This is a genomic window from Pseudomonas sp. 22085, from assembly GCF_052045815.1.
GTDB lineage: Bacteria > Pseudomonadota > Gammaproteobacteria > Pseudomonadales > Pseudomonadaceae > Aquipseudomonas > Aquipseudomonas glycinae.
Genome location: NZ_JBQEQA010000028.1, coordinates 1 through 20611, shown reverse-complemented (window position 1 = coordinate 20611; position 20611 = coordinate 1). Strand labels below are relative to the sequence as shown.

Here is a 20611-nt window from a genome sequence, read left to right as displayed (position 1 = left end):
GTCTTGTTATTTTTGTGTTCAAGGCACAGCGATGCAGCAGGGGGGTTACAGCAGGTCGTCGAACAATGGCTCCGGCAGGCCTTTGACGCCGGGGTTGAGGGCGAACACGCCGCCGGCCAGCGAATGCGGGTCCTGGTCGTCGGCGGGGCGGATCGAGGTCACGAACAAGGTGTCCATCCGGCTGCCACCGAAGGCGCACATGGTGGGTTTTTTCACCGGTACCGGCAGCGAGCGGTCAAGGCGGCCTTCCGGGGTGAACCGGTGGATCAGGCCGACATCGTTGGCGCAGATCCAGTAGCAGCCATCGGCATCCACGGCAGCGCCGTCGGGACGGCCGTAAAAATGGTTCATGTCCACGAACACCCTGCGGTTGGAGGGTGTGCCTGTCTCGGTGTCGTAATCGAAAGCCCAGATCAGCTGCACGTTCGGGTGCGAGTCCGACAGGTACATCGTTTTGCCGTCCGGGCTGAAGCCCAGACCATTGGGCACGATGAAGCCATCAAGTTGTGCCTCTATCACGCCTGTTTGCCCGGCACCGTAACGATAGAGCCGGCCCTCGGGCAGATTCAGGCCCATGTTCAGCACCATGCTGCCGGCCCAGAACCGGCCCTGACGGTCGCAGCGGCCGTCGTTCAGGCGCATGTCCTGGCGGCTGTGTTCCACGGTCGCGAGCAGGTCGCTGTCAAGGCTGCCATCGCTGTGGGGGCGCAGTTGAAAGAACCCGCTCTCCATGCCGGCCACCCAGCCGCCCCGGCTGTGTCGGGCGAGGCAGGCGAGCATCTCGGGAGCCTTCCAGGCGTGAACATGGCCAGTGTCGGCATCCCAGCGCTGCAGGCCACCATTGGGGATATCGACCCAGTACAAGGCGTTTTCCTGTGGCACCCACACCGGGCTTTCACCCACCGCGTTGCGGGCGTCGACGATCAATTCGGCTTGCATACTCATTCCCTTGGTTTTGTTGGAGAGGTGAAACGCGCCGTTCAATCGCCGAACGGGCCGGCCGCAACGAAGGCGCCGCCCTGATAGATCCGCGCCGGGTCATCGCTGGCGGGCATCGGCTGCGCTTCGACCTTGTCGCGAAACACTTCGGAGGTGTCCTTGGCCTCGAAGCCGAGGTGGCTGGCGAAGCGGTTGTCCCACCACACATCCTTGTTGGCGGACATGCCATAAACCACGGTGTGGCCGACGTTGGGGGTGTACAGCGAACGCTCGAGCAATTGGGTGAGGTCGTCGAAGCTCAGCCAGGTGTGCATCATTCGGCGGTTCTGCGGTTCGGGAAACGACGAGCCGATGCGGATGCTGACGGTTTCGATGCCATAGCGATCGAAGTAGAAACTGGCCATGTCTTCGCCGTAGGACTTGGACAGACCGTAGTAGCCATCGGGGCGGCGAGCGGAGCTGGCGTCGAGATGCTCATCCTGTTTGTAGAAACCGATGACATGGTTGGAACTGGCGAAGATCACCCGTTTGACGCCGTGGCGGCGTGCCGCTTCATAGATATGGAACACGCCACAGATATTGGCGCCGAGGATTTCTTCGAAGGGGCGCTCCACTGAAACGCCACCGAAATGCAGGATCGCATCCACGCCTTCGACCAGTTGATGCACGGCGGTTTTGTCGGCGAGGTCGCAGAGCACGATTTCTTCCCGGTCATCGATGGCCGGGGCGAGGGCGGCGATATCCGACAGGCGCAGCACGTTGGCATACGGGCGCAGACGTTCGCGCAAGACTTTGCCCAGGCCACCGGCGGCGCCGGTCAGCAGCAGGCGATTGAACGGAGTTGGGGCGGTGGAGGTGGACGTCATGGCAATCCCTTACACGTTGTTATTAGGTTTGTTGTAGGTTGTCGTATGACTGCGTTGAAGTATCGGTAGGGTTTCCGGAGCTTGTCAACGCGACTTTCGGTGTAAATGACGGAAGGCTGATTCACCTTCCGCTCATGCCATGTTCGGGTTTACAGCAAGGAAATCGGGTAACTGATGAAGATCCGGTTCTCGTCGAATTCATTGGTGCTGAAGTCCCGGCGAATCGTCGCGTTGCGCCATTTGACGTTGAGGTTCTTCAGCGGGCCGCTCTGCACGGTGTAGGCCAGTTCCGATTCGCGACCCCATTCCTTGCCATCGGTGATGGTGCCGATGTGCACGTTGTCACCGCTGATGTAGCGGTTCATCAGCGTCAAGCCGGGGACGCCGAGGACGACGAAGTTGTAGTCGTGGCGAATCTGCCAGGAGCGCTCCTTCGCGTTGTCGTAACTGGCGTTGTAGCTGTCGTTGGCCAGGGTGCCGCCGCTGGTGCCATTGACGCGCATCCAGGCATCGTCGCCGCTGAGCTTTTGCAAGCCGATGTAGAACGTGTTGCCGCCGTACCTGGCCGAAAGCATGGCGAACGCGGTTTTGTTGTCGAGGTCGCCGGCTTGAGCGCTGCCGTCCTCCTTGCCGGTGAAGAAACCGAGGTTGGCGCCGAGTGTCCAGTCGCCCAGTGGCTGGCTGTGGCTGAGGTTGAAATACTGCTGCTGGTAGATGTCGCTGAGTTCGGCGTACCACACACCGACGAGCGTGCGCTTATCGTTGAAGGTGTATTCGCCGCCGCCAAAGTTGAAACGGTCGGAGGTGAAGGCGCCTCGGCCGTTCATCGACATGTCTTCCATGCTGGCATCGTTGCGCGGGCTGTTGCCGCGGAACTGGCCACCGTAAAGGGTCAGGCCATTGATTTCGGTAGACGTGATCTGGCCGCCGCGAAAGGTCTGGGGCAGTGATCGACCATCATCCGAGCGCAGGATGGGCAGCACCGGCATCCATTCACCCACCTTCAATTCGGTCTTCGACACCTTGGCCTTGAGCGCTACACCCAGGCGCCCGAAATTGTCCGCCGGGCGCCCGTCATCGTGGATCGGCAACAGCTGCGTACCGCCGGTGCCTTTGCCGCCATCAAGTTTCTGCGAATACATGCCCAGCACGTCCAGGCCAAACCCGACGGTGCCCTGAGTGAAACCGGATTTGGCGTCGAGGATGAAGTTCTGTGTCCACTCTTCAGCCTTGCCCTGCGGGTAGTTGGGGTTGACGAAATTGCGATTGAAGTAGGCGTTGCGCAGGTTCAGGGTGGCTTTGCTGTCTTCGAGGAAACCCTCGGCATCGGCACTCATCGGCAAGACGAGAGCGAGACTGCTGCAGCCGATCAGGCTCAAGGTGGAACGCGGGCGGGGGACAGAAAAACGGGACGTGCGGACGGAATTGCAGACGAGTGTGCTCACTGTGACGCTCCCTGTTTCATTTGTTGTTTTTATTATTTGTTATACGTCGTCGTACAACATGGTTGCGGATATTTGCGAGGTTTTCCGGAAATGTCAACAGGGCGTCGTACGATGACTTTGGGTGAGCGGGCAGCCCTCAAAGCGCTGTGAAGAGGGCTGCTTTCGGCACGTTTACTGGTTGTAGAGCGCTTCAGTGTTATCGATCAGGGGATTTTTTTCGGTCAGCACGATCTGCGCGATCTGGTCCTTGCGCATGAAACTCACCTTCGGATGCGACTGTGCGTACCGGATGAAGCGCTCCATGGCCTCGACCATCGCCGGGGTGCCGCCGATGCGGTCGTGCAGACTCACCGACATCATCCGCCGCTTGCTCGCGCCTTCGGCGTAGAGGCGATCAAATTCCAGCACCAGTTGCTGATAGAACTGCTCGGCAGAGAAATGCCGGCCCTCGACCAGCACGATGTCGTTGTTGCGCAGGGTGTATGGCACCACGGCAAATTTACGCCCGCGAACCATGGTCACGAACGGCTCGTCACGGCTGACGTCGTCAATGTGGTAGGTGAAATTCAGATCCTGCAGCACCTTCAACGTATTGGGGCTGCGGCGCAGCCAGTTGGCGTTGTAGCCGACCGAGCGCTGGCCGGTGATTTTTTCCACCGCTGCGACACCGTCGCCGATGAACTGTTTTTCCTGGGCGTAGTTCATGTTGTATGAATCGGCCCAGCGCATGCCGTGGGCCGCCAGTTCATGACCGCGCTCGGCGATCGCCTTGGCCAGTTCCGGGTGCTTGAGCGCCGCTTCGCCGACCACGTGGGAGGTGACTTTGATGCCGGTGCGATCCCACAGATCGAGCATGCGCCACAGGCCTTCCTTGTAGCCGTAATCGAACCAGGTCTGCGCCGGCAGGTCCGGATAACCTTTTGGCAGCGGTGTGCCGGAGAACGGACTTTCGGCGCCCTCGGGCTGGCCACCGGTTTCGAACTGCATCGACACCGAAATCACCAGTTGCGAGCCATCCGGCCACGGGCGTTCCTGAGCGAAGGCGAGGGCGGGCAGCATCAGCGCGGCGGCCAGCAGGTTTTTCAGCAGACGCGGGGAGCGTTGCCAGCGGGGAGTGGTCATATCGGGCACCTTGCAGGTTGAGAAGTGCTGCAAGGTTGGCATCCGCTACGCTTGGGAAAAATCAGCTGCGGGCGAGATGTCTTTTAAACAGAATTTACGAATCCACCCAAAATCCCTTTGTGGGAGCGAGCTTGCTCTCACACTGGATAGGTGTTCGACCAGGAATTGCGGCACACTTAAGCGACTACAAGACAAGGCCTTTCAATGGATCAATACGCCCCGCGCAACTGGCAGCCGCACGAGAAGCCCAGTCTGCCCGGTTCCCCCTCGACGCCGCTGCATTCCAACCCCAAGCGCCTGGCTTATGCGCTGGTGGGCGTGCTTGTCGCGGTGACGGGTGGTCTGGGCAATGCACTGGTGGTCGCCAACCTGCCTTACCTGCAAGGCGCGCTCGGGGCGACCACGGCGGAGATGGCCTGGCTGCCGGCGGCGTATGTGATGACCAACGTGTCGATGAACCTGCTGCTGGTGAAGTTTCGCCAGCAGTTCGGGCTGCGGGCATTCACCGAAGTGTTTCTGGTGCTGTATGCGCTGGTGACCTTCGGCCATCTGTTCGTCAATGACCTGAATTCGGCGGTCGCCGTGCGTGCGGCCCATGGCATGGTCGGTGCGGCGCTCAGTTCGCTGGGCCTGTATTACATGGTGCAGGCGTTCCCGGCCAAATGGCGGATGAAGGCGCTGGTGCTGGGCCTCGGCACCTCACAGCTGGCCTTGCCACTGGCGCGACTGTTTTCCGAAGACCTGCTGCAGATCGCCGAATGGCGCGGCCTGTACCTGTTTGAATTGGGCATGGCGTTGCTGTCGCTGGGCTGCGTCTTGTTGCTCAAACTGCCGCCGGGTGACCGCTTCAAGACCTTCGAACCCCTCGACTTCCTGACCTTTGCGATCCTTGCCAGTGGCGTGGCCCTGTTGTGCGCCGTGTTGTCTCTCGGGCGGATCGACTGGTGGCTGGAGGCCGACTGGATCGGTATCGCCCTGGCCGCATCGATTGCCCTGATTCTCGCGGGGCTGGCCATCGAACATAACCGCAGCAACCCGATGCTGATGACCCGCTGGCTCGGCAGCGGGGTGATGATCCGCCTGGCGCTGGCGGTGATCCTGATTCGCATGGTGACCTCGGAGCAATCCACCGGCGCCGTGGGCTTCATGCAGAACCTGAACATGAGTAGCCAGCAGCTTCATAGCCTGTATGTGGTGATGCTGATTGGCAGCGTCGCGGGGCTGCTGACCAGTGCGCTGACCATCGACCCGAAACACCTGCTGATGCCGCTGATCATTTCGCTGGCGTTGATGGCCACCGGCTCGATCATGGACAGCTCATCGAACAACCTGACCCGCCCCGCAAACCTGTATTTCAGCCAGTTCCTGCTGGCGTTCGGCAGTACCTTCTTCCTCGGCCCGACCATGGTGCTGGGCACGCGCAACGTGCTGACCAATCCGCGCAACCTCGTGAGTTTTTCGGTGTTGTTCGGGATCTGCAACAACCTCGGCGGCCTGATCGGCGCGGCGTTGCTGGGGACGTTCCAGATCGTGCGCGAGAAATTTCATTCCAGCCACATCGTCGAGCAACTGGTGATGTCTGATCCGCGTGTCGCCGCCCGGGTGCAGAGCGGCGGGTCGGCGGTCGGCTCCGTGATTGCCGACCCGAGTCTGCGCAATCTGCAAGGCATTCGCAGCCTGGCCAACGCCGCCACCCGCGAAGCCAATGTGCTGGCCTACAACGATGTGTTCATGCTGATCGCGGTGATCGCGATCCTGACCATGATCTGGATTTCCATCCGTGCGCTGTGGCTGATCAGCACCACCCGAGCCGTCGCCCCGACATCTTCCGTACCTTCCAGCGGTGCCACTTCTTCATGACCGAACCGACCACCACAACCACCAATGCCATCGCCGCCACCCCTGAAGGTGTGGCGCCGCCGTCATCACCGAACACCGAGCCGCGCTCGTTGCGGGTGCGGATCATCTCGTCGCTGGGGTTTGCCGCGATTGCCATCGTCGGTGTGCTGATCGTGCTCTATGCGTGGCAACTGCCGCCGTTCAGCAGTGCGGTCGAGACCACTGAAAACGCCTTGGTGCGCGGGCAGGTGACGATCATCGGTCCGCAGCTCAGCGGTTATGTGTTTGAAGTGCCGGTGCAGGATTTCCAGTTTGTGAAGGAAGGGGATTTGCTGGTGCGTCTTGATGACCGCATCTATCAGCAACGCCTCGACCAGTCGCTGGCGCAACTGGCGGTGCAGAAGGCTTCGCTGGCCAACGTCGTGCAGCAGCGCAACAGCGCCGAAGCGACGATCAAATTACGTCAGGCGGTGGTGGCCGACAGTGAAGCGCAGTTACGTAAAAGCGAGGCGGATCTGCGTCGCAACAAGGCGCTGGTCAATGACGGTTCGGTGTCCAAGCGTGAGATGGACGTGGCGCTGGCTGCCAATGCGCAAAGCATTGCGGCGGTGGCGCAGGCCAAGGCCAATCTGGAAATCGCCCGGCAGGATCTGCAAACGGTGATCGTCAATCGCGGCTCGCTGGAAGCCGCGGTGGCAAGTGCCGAGGCGGCAGTGCAGCTGGCGCGGATCGACTTGTCCAACACCCGGATCATCGCCCCGCGTGACGGTCAGCTCGGGCAGATCGGCGTGCGCCTCGGCGCCTACGTCAACTCCGGGGCGCAGTTGATGGCGCTGGTGCCGAACCAGAAATGGGTAATCGCCAACCTCAAGGAAACCCAGATGGACAACGTGCGCGTCGGGCAACCGGCGAGCTTCACCGTCGATGCCTTGAACCACCGTAAATTCACCGGCCACGTGCAGCACATCTCGCCGGGCACCGGTTCTGAATTCGCGTTGTTGCAGGCCGACAACGCCACCGGCAACTTCGTGAAAATCGCCCAGCGGGTGCCGGTGCGCATCACCATCGATCCGGATCAGCAGGAAAGCGAGCGCTTGCGGCCGGGGATGTCGGTGGTGGTCAGCATTGATACGGCCGCCGGTGATACACAACCTCACTGATCAACACATCAATTTGTGGGAGCGGGCTTGCCCGCGATGGGGTCGGCACTTACACGATCTCTGTTTCTGATATTCCGCGATCGTGGGCAAGCCCGCTCCCACAGGGATGCGTGGTGAGCCTTCAGGCAGCGATCATCGGCGGCAGGGTGCCGAGCACGGACACCGCCGCCACGGCGCCGATGCCCAGCAGCCATTCGAGCATGACGCTGCGCTTGAGGGTGTCGATCCGCTGTTCGCAATCGTTGATCCGCAGGCGATTGAACAGCGCCAGTGCAAGCATGCCGAACACCAGCAGCGCCTTGATCAACAGGATCAGGGCGAACCCCGAGAACAGCGGTGTCGGCCACCACTGGCCGGTGAGCACGCGCACGTTGATCAGCCCGGTGATCAGCAGGCCGGCGACCAGCCCGTAACCGAGCCCGCTGAATCGCCGCAGGATTTCGCGAATGTTTTTGTCAGGTTGGCGCAGGATCATCGCCAGCATCAGCAACCCGCCAAGCCAGGCGCCGACGCACGTCAGGTGTATCAATTGATTGAGGATCAGCATCTGCCCGCTGAAACCATCGAGCATCGCGCCGTGACCGACCGGTGCCAGCGTCATCAGCAGCAGTGCGCTCAGGCCCAGCCGCAATGGCCGGTTCGAACGCCACGGCGTAAACAGCAACGCGAGCAACAGCGCATTGATCAACAGATGCCAGCGCCAGACCTGACCGAAAAACGTATGACCGAGAACCAGCTCGACGGTGGCCGGATCAAACGCCGCAGCCGCCGAACCGGCCATGCTGGCGGTAATCAACAACGCCCAACAGACGCCGCTGGCCAGGGCAATCGCCACCAGCCAGCGGGACAGTTGCGCCAGCTTCCGATCCAGAACTGGCGCTTCACCCTTGAGCAGCAGCGGCCGGAACAGCCAGGCCCCGAACAGCATCAATACCACGATGAAATGCAGGAACCGGCACAGCACCAGCGCTTCGCTCATGAATTACTGGCCAACCTTGAACTGATAGGCGCCTTCGCTCTTGTGCGTGTCGACCGACACCGCATGCCATTCGACCTTGTATTCGCCAGCGGTCAGCGGTGCTTCGGGGGTGACGATCAGGGTTTTCTTGTCACCTTCGGTGGTCAGCGGTTTGACCGCCACCGGCTTGCCGTCGTGGGTCACGGTGACTTTGGTGAAGCTGGCTTCGACGCCTTCGGAAAACACCAGGCGCAGATCCGCCGGTGCGGCGACGGTGCTGTCGGCGGCCGGGGTCTGACTTTTCAGATGGGCGTGGGCGAAGGCCTGGGAAGTGACGACCAGCGAGGCCAGCAGCGCGCCAGCGGTGAACAGTTTTTTCATCGACATGGAACGATTCCTTTCAGTGAAATGGCGGGCTGAGTATAGGACGTGGATCACAGGGCTTTCAGGCGCATGTGAATGACCGGAAACGGCCGGCCTTCGCCGTCGAGTGCCGAGCGGCCGATGTCTTCGAAGCCGTAGTGCCGGTAGAAACCATGGGCCTGCGGGTTCTGTTCATTGACGTCGACCTTCAGCAACGGGCGGCGGACGTGGTCGAGCAAACGTCGGCCGATGCCCTGGCCACGAAACGCCGGGTCGATGAACAGCATCTGCACGGTGTCGTCGTCGGTGGCGATGAAGCCTGCCGGAGAGTGATCGGGGTTCTCGAAAACCTGCACATTCAGCGCAGGCAGGTAGGTGTCACGCACCAGCGGGAACAGCCGGTGAATGTCATCTTCCGGGAGGAAATCGTGGGTGGCGCGGACCGAGCGCTCCCACAGTGCGGCGAGCTGCGGATCATCCGCAGCGACGCGCTTTCGAATGGTCATGGACAGATCCTTCAGTGTCTGACGGGGAGAAGGAGGGCGATCCTAAACCAGAAAAAAGCCCAAGTGTGTGAAGAATCGTTCTCGGCTGTCGCACCGTGCCCAGAGCGGATGCTAGTCTTCAACAACGTTGTCTTCAGGGAGCCCTCATGGGCAATCACAAGATCGAAATCCGCCGCACCAACGTCGACAAGATCCTGCTGGCGGCGGAAAAAGTCTTCGCCGAAAAAGGTTTCGGCGGCACCGCCATGGCGGACATCGCCGCTGAAGTGCAGCTGCCGCGATCCAACCTGCATTACTACTTCTCGACCAAGAGCGAGCTGTACAGCGCGGTGCTGTTCGACCTGCTGGAAGTGTGGAAGCAGGACGCGCTGTGCTTCGAGATGTTCGACGATCCGCGCGTGGTGCTCAGCAGCTACATCCGCGCCAAGATGAACCACTCGCGCAGTCGGCCTTACGGTTCGAAAGTCTGGGCCAACGAAATCATCCACGGCGCGCCAACCCTCGGCGAGGCGCTGGATGTGAGCCTGTATGACTGGGCGAAGATGAAAGAGGCGAAGATCCGGCAGTGGGTCGAGGACAAGCGGATTCTGCCGGTGGAGCCGTCGAGTTTGTTGTACATGATCTGGGCCTCGACGCAGCACTATGCGGACTTCGATCATCAGGTGAATATTCTGAATGAGCATCAGCCGCTGTCGGACATGCAGTTCGAGCGGGCGGTGCAGACGGTGACCAGCGTGATTTTGCGGGGGATCGGATTAGAACCTTGAGCCTCGTAACTGATCGTTCCCACGCTCCGCGTGGGAATGCCTCCGGTGACGCTCTGCGTCATGCTCTGAAGCGGACGCAGAGCGTCCATGGCTGCATTCCCACACGGAGCGTGGGAACGATCTTTCAGCGTGGGAACGATCATTCAAGGGCTGACGTGATACGGATTCCTCGGATCATGATTCCAGTCCAGAAACGGCTTCCCTGTCTCCATCGGCACCATCTCGATGCAATCCGCCACCGGGCAGGTGATCTGACACAGATTGCACCCCACACACTCATCATCGATCACTTCATATTTATGCGTGCCATCGGCCTGTTTCAGACTGCTGATCGCCTGGTGTGACGTGTCTTCGCAGGCAATGTGGCAACGCCCGCAACCGATGCATGCCTCCTGATCGATCTTCGCGATCACCTGATAATTGATGTCCAGGTACTTCCAGTCGGTCGTATTGCCCACCGCGCGCCCGGAAAACTCGGCAATGCTGGCGTAACCCTGACTGTCCATCCACCGCGACAGGCCATCCTTCATCTCATCGACAATCCGGAAGCCGTGCAGCATCGCCGCCGTGCATACCTGCACCGCGCCGCTGCCCAGTGCGATGAACTCCGCCGCGTCACGCCAGCTGCCAATGCCGCCAATGCCGCAGATCGGCAGGCTCTGGGTCTGTGGATCACGGGCGATTTCCGCGACCATGTTCAGCGCGATCGGCTTCACTGCCGAGCCGCAATAACCGCCGTGGGTGCTTTTGCTGCCGACGGTGGGCAGGGCGACCATGTGTTCAAGGTCGACGCTGGTGATCGAGTTGATGGTGTTGATCAGCGACACCGCATCGGCGCCGCCACGGTGTGCAGCGCGGGCGGCGACGCGGATATCGGTGATGTTCGGCGTCAGTTTGACGATCACCGGCAGCGAGCAATAGGTCTTGCACCAGCGCGTCACCTGCTCGACGTACTCCGGCACCTGACCGACCGCCGCGCCCATGCCGCGCTCGGGCATGCCGTGAGGGCAGCCGAAATTCAGTTCGATGCCATCGGCGCCAGTGGCCTCCACCAGCGGCAGGATGTGTTTCCACGACTCCTCGACACACGGCACCATCAGCGACACGATCAGCGCGCGATCCGGCCAGTCCTTTTTCACCTGGGTGATTTCCCGCAGGTTGATTTCCAGCGAGCGGTCGGTGATCAGTTCGATGTTGTTGATGCCCAGCACTTCGCGGTTGTTGCCGTAATGCGCCGAGTAGCGCGACGACACGTTGACCGCCGCCGGGTCTTCACCCAAGGTTTTCCAGACCACGCCACCCCAGCCGGCCTCGAAGGCGCGCACCACGTTGTAGGCTTTGTCGGTCGGTGGCGCGGAGGCCAGCCAGAACGGATTGGGGGCTTTGATACCGGCGAAGACAATCGAGAGATCGGCCATTTACGCAGCCTCCACGTTGAGCATCAGTTGAGCGTTGATCGCCTCGGCGGCGCGCTTGCCGTGTTGCACCGCTTGCACGGTCAGGTCCTGATCGAGGCTGGTGCAGTCGCCGCCTGCGTACACGCCGGGGATACTGGTGCGCAGGTTTTCATCGACCTGGATGCGTTCGCCCTGACGCTTGAGTTCGCGGGCCAGCGGGTCGGCGAGGGCGCTGCCGTCGAAGGCCTGACCGATGGCTTTGAAGATCGCATCGGCGGCCAGTTCGAATGTTTCGCCAGTGGTTTGCAGACGACCGTCCACCAGATGGGTGCGGGCGAAACGCATGCCGCGCACCTTGCCTTGAGCGTCGAGCAGCACTTCGTCCGGTTGCGCCCAGGTCAGCAGCCGCACCTGATTGGCCTTGGCGATGTCCTGTTCGTGGCCGGTGGCGCCCATTTCCGCTGCGCCACGGCGATAGACCAGATTGACGTCGCGGGCGCCGAGGCGGGCCATTTGCACGGCCATGTCGATGGCGGTGTTGCCGGCACCGAGGACGATGCAATGTTCGGCCAACGGCAGTTGCGACAGGTCATCGGCCTGGCGCAGTTCGCGGATGTAGTCGGTGGCGGCGAGCAGGCCGGGGGCGTCTTCGTGGGGCAGGCCGAGTTGCTTGCTGGCGTTCAGGCCGAGGCCGAGGAACACCGCGTCGAACTGTTGATGCAGTTCGCTGAGGGTCAGATTTTCACCGAGTTTCTGGCCGTGACGGATTTCGATGCCGCCGATCTGCAGGAGGAAATCCAGCTCCTTCTGCGCGTAGTCATCCACCAGTTTGTATTTGGCGATCCCGTATTCGTTGAGCCCGCCAGCCTTCTCCCGCGCTTCGAAAATCACCACCTCGTGACCGTGCATGGCGCTGCGATGCGCGCAGGACAAACCCGCCGGGCCGGCACCGACCACCGCGATGCGTTTGCCGGTGGCGGCGGCGCGCTGGAACGGGTGCTCGGTGAAGTGCGCGTTGTCCACGGCATAACGCTGCAGCAGGCCGATCAGTACCGGTGCGCATTCGTGGGCGTTGTTGCGCACGCAGGCTTGCTGGCAGAGGATCTCGGTCGGACAGACGCGGGCGCAACTGCCGCCGAGGATGTTCGCCGAGAGGATTTTCTGCGCTGCGCCGGGCACGTTGTCCTGATGGATATTGCGGATGAACGACGGAATGTCGATCTCGCTCGGGCATGCATTCACGCACGGCGCGTCGTAGCAATACAGGCAGCGCGAGGCTTCCAGATGCGCCTGACGGTCGTTGAGCGGTGGCGCCAGATCGGTGAAATGGCCGGCGAGGGCGGCCGCACTTTCGTGCGGGTGCGGGAGATGGTTCAGGGTCTCGATCACGGTTTTTTGCCTCACGGTTAATTGAGGTTTCTGCCTCTGTCGGGCAGTGGTTTTTTGTGCTGTGTTTGATCGTTCCCACGCTCCGCGTGGGAATGCAGCCCGTGACGCTCCGCGTCACTGGACGCAGAGCGTCCCTTGAGGCATTCCCACGCAGAGCGTGGGAACGATCATCGGCAATCAGGAAATCAGCGCTTGACGGCCACAGGCCTGTGCAACTCAGCCCGCTTGCTCAGCAAATCAAACACCGCCGGATACGCCGGCCGTTCGATATACCGGCCCGCTCCACGCTCGGCGCGCAGGTCGCCGTCGGCCCAGACCACCCGGCCCTGGCTGACGGTATGGCTTGGCACACCGGTCACGGTCTTGCCTTCGAAGATGTTGAAGTCCACCTGCTGATGGTGGGTCTTGGCGGAGATGGTGCGGGTGCCTTGCGGGTCCCACAGCACCAGGTCGGCATCGGCGCCGACGCGGATCGCGCCTTTGCGCGGGTAGAGGTTGAAGATCTTCGCAGTGTTGGTGGAGGTGAGGGCGACGAAGTCCTGCATCGACAACCGTCCCGAGTTCACCCCTTCATCCCACAACACCGCCATGCGGTCTTCGATGCCGGCAGTGCCGTTGGGGATCTTGCTGAAGTCGTCGCGGCCGGCGGCTTTCTGCTCGGCGCAGAAGCAGCAGTGGTCGGTGGCGGTGGTGTGCAGATTGCCGCTCTGCAAACCATGCCACAGCGCATCCTGATGCCCGCGCGGACGGAACGGCGGGCTCATCACATAACCGGCGGCGGTCTGCCAGTCCGGATGCTGATAGACACTGTCGTCCAGCAGCAGATGCCCGGCCAGCACTTCGCCGTAGACCGGTTGGCCCTTGCTGCGGGCGTAGGTGATTTCGTCGAGGGCCTCTTTGGTCGAAACATGCACCAGGTACAGCGGTGTGCCGATGGTTTCCGCGATACGGATCGCCCGGCTCGCGGCTTCGCCTTCGACCTGCGAGGGCCGCGACAGCGGATGCGCTTCCGGCCCGGTGATGCCCTGGGCCATCAACTTGCGTTGCAGGTGATAGACCAGCTCGCCGTTTTCTGCGTGCACGGTCGGCACCGCGCCGAGTTCCAGGCAGCGCTCGAAGCTCGCCACCAGCGTGTCGTCGGCGGCCATGATCGCGTTCTTGTAAGCCATGAAATGCTTGAAGCTGTTGATCCCGTGATGGCTGACCAGCTCGGCCATTTCCTCCCGCACCTGCTCACTCCACCAGGTAATCGCGACGTGGAAGCCGTAGTCGGAGGCGGACTTTTCCGCCCAGCCGCGCCACTGGTGAAAGGCTTCGAGCAGCGACTGCTGCGGATTGGGAATCACGAAATCGATGATCGAGGTGGTGCCGCCGGCCAGCCCTGCAGCGGTGCCGCTGTAGAAGTCTTCGCTGGCCACGGTGCCCATGAACGGGAGTTGCATGTGGGTGTGCGGATCGATGCCGCCGGGCATCAGGTATTGACCGCTGCCGTCGAGCACTTCGGCGCCGGCGGGAATATCCAGGTTTTCACCAATGGCTTTGATCACGCCGTCAGCGCAATAGACATCGGCGCGGTAACTTTCATCATGGGTAACAACGGTGGCGCCACGGATCAACAGAGACATTCCGAGTTCCTCGCAGGCATGACCGACTTGTGCCGGTTCTAGTGTTTTATTGTCTGCAGCGCCAAAAGCGTAATCTTGTCAGCGCTGTCAGGAATAGACGCTAGTCGCAGTTATGCAATTGATCAAGATTATTTTTTATAAGCTTATGGCTGTTTTAACTAATTGAAAAATAACGATAAAAATACAAAGTCACCAAAATGGTGAGGCGCTTCACCATTTTGACGCACTTGACAGGATGGAAATATGAGCAAGATTTCCTATGTGAAATCAGCCGCTTGAAGTTGAGCGGGGAGTGAGGCGTCCTGAAGAAAAATAATGCAGTGCACCAGATTGAGTCCTGACAGTTCGGACAACTTGCCTGGCATTTGGCTTGAGTGTTCAGTCAAGTTTTCGCGGCCTGACCAGGTGAATAATTAAAACTGATAAACATCAGTCAGTTACAACAAGATCAAAGCACGTCCCTGGCGCCAGGCGGTTCCCCCGGCACGTTTATTGATGCCGCCGCTGACACCATGGCCGGTGCATGAAAGTTGTCAGTTCCTCCGGCCATCGTCCGGTTCGCACTTGCGTGTGCAGCCGCCTGATGAGCAAAAAATAATCAGAAGAACAGTGGAGCGGCCATGCAACAGAACAGATCGCAAGTGACCGAGCGCGACGGCTTGTTCGAACTCGAAGCCGGCAGCGACGTCCTCGACAGTCCCCGTTACAACCACGACATGGCACCGACCAAGGTGCGCGAACGAACCTGGAACAAGTGGCACATCACCGCACTGTGGGTCGGCATGTCGATCTGCGTGCCGACCTACACCCTCGGCGGCGTGCTCACCGCGTATTTCGGTTTGACCGTCGGTGAGGCGCTGCTGGCGATTCTGTTTGCCAACGTCATCGTCCTGATTCCCCTCACACTCAACGCGTTTCCCGGCACCAAATACGGCATTCCGTTTCCGGTGCTGCTGCGCTCGTCGTTTGGCATTCTCGGCTCCAATGTGCCGTGCCTGATCCGCGCGTTGGTGGCGTGCGGCTGGTTCGGCATCCAGACCATGTTTGGCGGGCTGGCGATTCACCTGTTTCTCGGCTCGGTGTTCGACGGCTGGAAATCCCTCGGCGGGACGGGGGAGGTGATCGGTTTCATGATCTTCTGGGCGCTGAACCTGTGGGTGGTGATCCGTGGCGCCGAGTCGATCAAATGGCTGGAAACCCTTTCCGCGCCGCTGCTGGTGGCGGTCGGCATCGGGCTGCTGGTATGGGCCATGCCGAATGTGTCGATGACCGAGTTGCTGGCGATTCCGCCGAAGCGTCCCGAAGGTGCGAGCGTGGTCAGTTACTTCGCCGCCGGGCTGACGGCGATGGTCGGTTTCTGGGCCACGTTGTCGCTGAACATTCCTGACTTCAGCCGGTATGCCCGCAGCCAGAAGGATCAGATCCTCGGGCAGATTTTCGGTCTGCCGCTGACCATGTTCCTGTTCGCCGCACTGGGCGTGGTGATGACCGCCGCCTCGGTGAAACTGGTGGGCGTCAGCGTCTCCGATCCGGTGACGTTGATCGGCCATATCCAGAGCCCGGTGTGGGTTGCGGTGGCCATGGCGCTGATCATCATCGCCACGCTGTCGACCAACACTGCCGCGAACATTGTCTCGCCAACCAACGACTTCCAGAACATCGCGCCCAAAGTCATCAACCGCACCAAAGCGGTGATTCTCACGGGGTTTGTCGGGCTGGCGCTGATGGGCCATGAGCTGCTGAAAAAGCTTGGGCTGATCGTCTCCGATGTCAGCCTGGAAACCGTGTATTCGAACTGGCTGCTGGGCTATTCCAGTCTGCTCGGGCCGATTGCCGGGATCATGGTGGTGGACTATTTCCTGATCAAGAAACAGCAACTGGATCTGGCCGGCCTGTACCGCGACGACGTGTACCCGGCGTGGAACTGGTCCGGGTTCATCGCTTTCGGCGTGCCGGTGGTGCTGACCCTGCTGTCGCTGGGCAGCAGCGCATTCAGCTGGTTCTACAGCTACGGCTGGTTCACCGGCTCGGCGCTGGGCGGGTTGATCTATTACGGGTTGTGCGCGATGCGTGCGCAGCCCTCTGCCGTGAAAACAGCGGCGTAGCGACAGGCCTCATCGCTGGCAAGCCAGCTCCCACAGGGATCGAGTCGTACACAAATTGTGTGTTCACTCAAAATCCTGTGGGAGCTGGCTTGCCAGCGATAGCGGTCTACCAGACACCACAGCGACATCCATAAGAACAGCAGCCTGAGGAGATCCCCATGAACGCAGCCGTAGACGTTCTGCAATCGACCCATCAGCACATCAACCGCGACCGCTTGTGGGCGTCGCTCATGGAACTCGCCAAGCTCGGCGCCACGGTCAAGGGCGGGGTCTGTCGCTTGGCCCTGACCGACCTCGACCGCCAGGCCCGTGACCTGTTCGTGCAGTGGTGCAAGGACGCCGGTTGCAGCGTCACGGTCGATGAAGTCGGCAACATCTTTGCCCGTCGCCCCGGCCGCAACCCGAACCTGCCACCGGTGATGACCGGCAGCCACATCGACACCCAGCCCACCGGCGGCAAGTTCGACGGCTGCTTCGGCGTGCTCGCCGGGGTCGAGGTTCTGCGCACCCTCAACGACCTCGGCGTGGAAACCGAGGCGCCGCTGGAAGTGGTGGTCTGGACCAACGAAGAAGGCTCGCGCTTCGCCCCGTGCATGATGGGCTCCGGCGTGTTCGCGGAAAAATTCACCCTCGAAGAAACCCTGGCCAAGGTCGATGCCGACGGCGTAACCGTCGGCGAAGCACTGAACGCCATCGGCTACGCCGGGCCGCGCAAGGTCAGCGGGCACAAGGTCGGCGCCTATTTCGAAGCGCACATCGAACAAGGACCGATCCTTGAGGACGAACAGAAAACCATCGGTGTAGTGCTCGGCGCTCTGGGGCAGAAGTGGTTCGACCTGAAACTGCGCGGTGTCGAAGCCCACGCCGGCCCGACCCCGATGCACCTGCGCAAGGACGCACTGGTCGGCGCCTCGGTGATCGTCGGCGCGGTCAATCGCGCGGCGCTCGGTCATCAACCCCACGCCTGCGGCACGGTCGGTTGCCTGCAAGCCTATCCCGGTTCGCGCAACGTCATTCCCGGCGAAGTGCGCATGACCCTCGACTTCCGCCACCTGGAACCGGCGCGCCTCGACTCGATGATCGCCGAGGTCAAGCAAGTCATCGAAGCGACCTGCGAAGAACACGGCCTGACCTATGAACTGACCCCGACTGCCGACTTCCCGCCGCTGTATTTCGAAAAGGGCTGCGTCGAAGCCGTGCGCGGCGCCGCCAAAGGCCTGGGCCTGTCGCACATGGACATCGTCAGCGGCGCCGGCCACGACGCGATTTTCCTCGCCGAACTGGGTCCGGCCGGGATGATCTTCGTGCCGTGCGAAGGCGGCATCAGCCACAACGAAATCGAAAACGCCGCGCCGGACGATCTGGCGGCCGGATGCGCGGTGTTGCTGCGGGCAATGCTGGCGGCTTCGGCAGCGGTGGCCGGGGGGCAACGCGCTGCCTGACGTTCATTAATCGTTCATGAAAATGTGCGACGTTGCCGCCCCTGAAAAGGAAGTCAGGACGCGCAATGTCGCTTATCAAAGTCATCACCTCAGGCTCGGCGTATCTGGACATTGACGCCTACGCCAGGCCCGCACCACGCGCAAAGCTTACGGCGGACTGCCCCGAGCAGTATTTCCTTTCACTGCGCTTTTCGTCGCTCAACGCCATTCGGGTTGCCAACGTCCAGCAATCGTCTTTCCACCATTACATTCTCTAGCGCCTGACGCTCGACTGGCGCCATCTGGTGTTCGCGCTTTTTCAGTTCCAGCAGGATGGGGCTGGACCAGCTGCGATAGGTCTGTTCGATGAGGCGGCGGGATGTCATCAGTCTCTCCTTGATCAAGAGCCCGGTGTGGCTGGCAGGGGCTCAATCCGATGAGGTACTAACGTTAGTCGAGAAACCGTGGGCGCGCGAATACCCGCACACTTGTGCGGATCACAGAGAGGGCGGCATGTCCGAGATTGTCGGCACGATCACAACGGCCTGCGGTCGTAAACTTCACATGCGCGAACTTGTGGAGAACCAATGAGCCGGGACGTCCTGACCACCGAAACCAATCGCCGTCAGTTGCAGCAGATCATTGCCGGGCTTTCCGACGGGGTGATTCTGCTGGAGCTCGACCAGACGATTCTCTGGGCCAACGAGGCGGCGCTGGCGATGCATGGCGTCAGCCGGATCGGCGAGCTGGGCAACAACGCCGGGGAATACGTCGAGCGCTTCAACCTGCGGTATCGCAACAACCACACGTTGACGCCGGAGCAATACCCGATCAGCCGCGTGGCGACCGGGGAAACGTTCAGTGATGTGCTGGTAGAGGTTTCCCCGCGCAGCGATGAAGAACGCACCTGGGTGCACAGCGTGCGCAGCATGGTGCTGACCGATCGGGACGGCGACATCGAGTCGTTGGTGCTGATCATGAGCGACGTCACCGATTGGGCCAACGCCGAGCAGCGCTTTGAAAAAACCTTCAACGCCAACCCGGCCCCGGCGGTGATCTGCCGCCTGAGCGATCTGCGTTACATCAAGGTCAATCCGGGTTTTCTGGAAATGACCGGCTACACCCGCGATCAGGTGATCGGCGCCTCGACCTATGAGCTGGATATTCTCGAACAGGCCGAGCGCAAGGACCTGGCGATCCAGCGCTTGCGCGATGTCGCGACGATCCCGCAGATGCAGGCCGAGCTGCGATTGCCGGACGGTGGCAGTAAACAGGTGATCGTCGCGGGGCAGCCATTGGTGCTCAATGACGAGGATTGCATGCTGTTCTCGTTCGTCGACATGGAGCTCAGGCATAAGGCCGAAGTCGCCCTGCGCCAGAGTGAAGAGCGGTTCGCCAAGGCCTTTCGCCTGACGCCGGTACCGATCCTGATTTGCAGCGCCGATGAGCAGCGGCTGATCGACGTCAATCAGGCCTTTCTCGATACCCTGGCTTACGAGAGCGACGACGTGCTCGGCAAGACCGTCGCGCAACTGGACTTCATCGATGAACCGGCGGAACGCGCCCGGTTACTGGCGGCACTGGAGAAAACCGGTCGCGTTGACCGCGTCGATATGCGGATCCGCAGGAAAGACGCCGAGCTGCTGGAGTGCGCGATGTCCGCCGACACCGTCAACATCCAGGACGCGGTGTGCTATCTGCTGGTGCTGATGGACATCACCGAGCGCAAGCGCACCGAGCTTGAGCTGGTGGCGGCGATTGAAGAGGTGATGAAGGATGCATCCTGGTTCAGTCGGACGTTGATCGAAAAGCTGGCCAACGTGAAGAAGGTCAACTCGCCGCAGCTGCCGAGCGTGTCGTTCACCGATCTGACGGCCCGGGAGCGTGATGTGCTGGCGCTGATCTGTGAGGGGCTGGCGGACAAGGAGATTGCTGCGCGGCTGAAGCTGGCGCCGAACACGGTGCGCAATCATGTGGCGACGGTGTATTCGAAGCTGGATGTGCACAGTCGAAGCGAGGCGATTGTCTGGGCTCGCGAGCGCGGGTTGTTTTCGGGGGGCGGTCGGGGGCAGCGGTAAGGTGCAAATGCACTAGTTCATGGGGTGCAAATTCGGGTGTCTGGCGGGGCGGGCTGTTCTTAGTCTGGTGAGGTGCGATGCGGGTTTTGTTCGTGATCGTGTCCCCTCCGTCGTTGTTAATGGATTTGACCATGAATGTGTTGTTTGTCATTGAACCTGGCGTGTTGCGTCGATTGTCGGAGCTGGCGCTATGATTTATCTGGCGCAGTTGCGGGCTCGGCTTGAGCGCAGTTTTTCGCCGTTGGCTTGTGAGTGTGTGGTGGATGGGGATCATTCCCTTACTGTAAAGCTTTATGAGCCGGTTTCGGGGCGGGTGGATCTGGTGATCAGTGGGTTGAGTCTTGGTGCCTTGCGTACTCCGGAAGCGGTGGATGCTTTGATTGGTGAGTTGCGGTATGAGCTTGAGAGTAATTCTTTGCGTTCGCCCAGTTGAGCTTGGCGGCCTTTGGGCCGACCATGCTGTTTTTGGGTTTGGGTGTGTATCCGTTTCTTCGGGTGTTGCGGCTGGCGGTTTCGCCCTTACGGCGAGTCACCTTTTCCAAACGCCGAAAAGGTAACCCAAAAGGCTTTACCCTGACGTACGGCCCTCGCTGTGGCTCGGGTTCCTTCGCTCCGGGATTGATCCGGGGGC

18 protein-coding genes are annotated in these 20611 nt (G+C 61.0%); 7 read left to right on the top strand and 11 right to left on the bottom strand.

The window, feature by feature from the left end; translation table 11 throughout:
* Window positions 1-45 precede the first annotated feature (45 nt).
* From ACTJK7_RS26330 to ACTJK7_RS26315, 4 genes are all read right to left on the bottom strand, one after another.
* Window positions 46-939 carry an SMP-30/gluconolactonase/LRE family protein gene (locus tag ACTJK7_RS26330; protein ID WP_108562581.1) on the bottom strand — a complete coding sequence of 298 codons (894 nt, stop codon included), beginning with the start codon at window positions 937-939 and terminating at the stop codon, window positions 46-48.
* A gap of 41 nt (window positions 940-980) precedes the next feature.
* Window positions 981-1805, bottom strand: coding sequence for an NAD-dependent epimerase/dehydratase family protein (locus ACTJK7_RS26325; RefSeq protein ID WP_108562579.1), 825 nt, complete (start codon window positions 1803-1805; stop codon window positions 981-983).
* Window positions 1806-1954: 149 nt separating this feature from the next.
* Window positions 1955-3250: an OprD family porin gene (locus ACTJK7_RS26320; protein ID WP_064380538.1), complete on the bottom strand. Its 1296-nt coding sequence runs from the start codon at window positions 3248-3250 to the stop codon at window positions 1955-1957.
* Window positions 3251-3421: 171 nt separating this feature from the next.
* Window positions 3422-4372, bottom strand: a complete 951-nt coding sequence (locus ACTJK7_RS26315) for a polysaccharide deacetylase family protein (RefSeq protein WP_108562577.1) — start codon at window positions 4370-4372, stop codon at window positions 3422-3424.
* 204 nt (window positions 4373-4576) lie between these two features.
* On the opposite strand from ACTJK7_RS26315, the gene ACTJK7_RS26310 reads away from it, so the two are divergent.
* Both ACTJK7_RS26310 and ACTJK7_RS26305 read left to right on the top strand, forming a co-directional pair.
* The gene (locus tag ACTJK7_RS26310) at window positions 4577-6232 is read left to right on the top strand and encodes an MFS transporter (RefSeq protein ID WP_440780928.1); all 1656 of its coding nucleotides are present in this window, start codon (window positions 4577-4579) and stop codon (window positions 6230-6232) included.
* Entirely contained in the window at window positions 6229-7371 is a 1143-nt protein-coding gene (locus ACTJK7_RS26305) for an HlyD family secretion protein (protein ID WP_064380532.1), read from the top strand. The genes ACTJK7_RS26310 and ACTJK7_RS26305 overlap by 4 nt, the downstream gene beginning before the upstream one ends.
* A 121-nt stretch (window positions 7372-7492) precedes the next feature.
* On the opposite strand, the gene copD is transcribed toward ACTJK7_RS26305, so the two are convergent.
* From copD to ACTJK7_RS26290, 3 genes are read right to left on the bottom strand one after another with little or no spacing between them, the layout of a single operon-like run.
* The gene (gene copD / locus ACTJK7_RS26300; RefSeq protein WP_440780930.1) at window positions 7493-8350 is read right to left on the bottom strand and encodes a copper homeostasis membrane protein CopD; all 858 of its coding nucleotides are present in this window, start codon (window positions 8348-8350) and stop codon (window positions 7493-7495) included.
* A 3-nt stretch (window positions 8351-8353) separates the two neighbouring features.
* Entirely contained in the window at window positions 8354-8716 is a 363-nt protein-coding gene (gene copC, locus ACTJK7_RS26295) for a copper homeostasis periplasmic binding protein CopC (RefSeq protein WP_108562568.1), read from the bottom strand.
* 47 nt (window positions 8717-8763) lie between these two features.
* The gene (locus ACTJK7_RS26290; RefSeq protein WP_064380525.1) at window positions 8764-9198 is read right to left on the bottom strand and encodes a GNAT family N-acetyltransferase; all 435 of its coding nucleotides are present in this window, start codon (window positions 9196-9198) and stop codon (window positions 8764-8766) included.
* 146 nt (window positions 9199-9344) lie between these two features.
* Between ACTJK7_RS26290 and ACTJK7_RS26285 the strand changes: the two genes are divergently transcribed.
* On the top strand, window positions 9345-9965 hold the full coding sequence (locus ACTJK7_RS26285) for a TetR/AcrR family transcriptional regulator (RefSeq protein ID WP_007952885.1): 621 nt from the start codon (window positions 9345-9347) through the stop codon (window positions 9963-9965).
* A 143-nt stretch (window positions 9966-10108) separates the two neighbouring features.
* On the opposite strand, the gene preA is transcribed toward ACTJK7_RS26285, so the two are convergent.
* From preA to hydA, 3 genes are all read right to left on the bottom strand, one after another.
* Window positions 10109-11383 carry an NAD-dependent dihydropyrimidine dehydrogenase subunit PreA gene (gene preA / locus ACTJK7_RS26280; RefSeq protein ID WP_323151174.1) on the bottom strand — a complete coding sequence of 425 codons (1275 nt, stop codon included), beginning with the start codon at window positions 11381-11383 and terminating at the stop codon, window positions 10109-10111.
* A complete protein-coding gene (locus ACTJK7_RS26275; RefSeq protein ID WP_440780932.1) occupies window positions 11384-12751 on the bottom strand; it encodes an NAD(P)-dependent oxidoreductase in 1368 nt (455 codons plus the stop codon). It abuts the gene before it with no gap.
* Between the two features lie 185 nt (window positions 12752-12936).
* Window positions 12937-14376: a dihydropyrimidinase gene (gene hydA, locus ACTJK7_RS26270; RefSeq protein ID WP_085654261.1), complete on the bottom strand. Its 1440-nt coding sequence runs from the start codon at window positions 14374-14376 to the stop codon at window positions 12937-12939.
* A gap of 620 nt (window positions 14377-14996) precedes the next feature.
* On the opposite strand from hydA, the gene ACTJK7_RS26265 reads away from it, so the two are divergent.
* Together ACTJK7_RS26265 and ACTJK7_RS26260 are read left to right on the top strand one after the other, a co-directional pair.
* Window positions 14997-16481, top strand: a complete 1485-nt coding sequence (locus tag ACTJK7_RS26265; RefSeq protein WP_440780934.1) for an NCS1 family nucleobase:cation symporter-1 — start codon at window positions 14997-14999, stop codon at window positions 16479-16481.
* Between the two features lie 158 nt (window positions 16482-16639).
* Window positions 16640-17923, top strand: coding sequence for a Zn-dependent hydrolase (locus ACTJK7_RS26260; protein WP_007952875.1), 1284 nt, complete (start codon window positions 16640-16642; stop codon window positions 17921-17923).
* A 179-nt stretch (window positions 17924-18102) separates the two neighbouring features.
* Here ACTJK7_RS26260 and ACTJK7_RS26255 read toward each other — a convergent pair whose 3' ends face one another.
* Window positions 18103-18288, bottom strand: a complete 186-nt coding sequence (locus tag ACTJK7_RS26255) for a hypothetical protein (protein WP_084776932.1) — start codon at window positions 18286-18288, stop codon at window positions 18103-18105.
* A gap of 201 nt (window positions 18289-18489) precedes the next feature.
* Between ACTJK7_RS26255 and ACTJK7_RS26250 the strand changes: the two genes are divergently transcribed.
* Together ACTJK7_RS26250 and ACTJK7_RS26245 are read left to right on the top strand one after the other, a co-directional pair.
* A complete protein-coding gene (locus ACTJK7_RS26250) occupies window positions 18490-19980 on the top strand; it encodes a helix-turn-helix transcriptional regulator (protein ID WP_011334793.1) in 1491 nt (496 codons plus the stop codon).
* Window positions 19981-20170: 190 nt separating this feature from the next.
* Window positions 20171-20413 (top strand): DUF1652 domain-containing protein, encoded by a 243-nt coding sequence (locus ACTJK7_RS26245; RefSeq protein ID WP_084776931.1) that lies wholly within the window; start codon window positions 20171-20173, stop codon window positions 20411-20413.
* The last annotated feature ends 198 nt before the right edge of the window (window positions 20414-20611 follow it).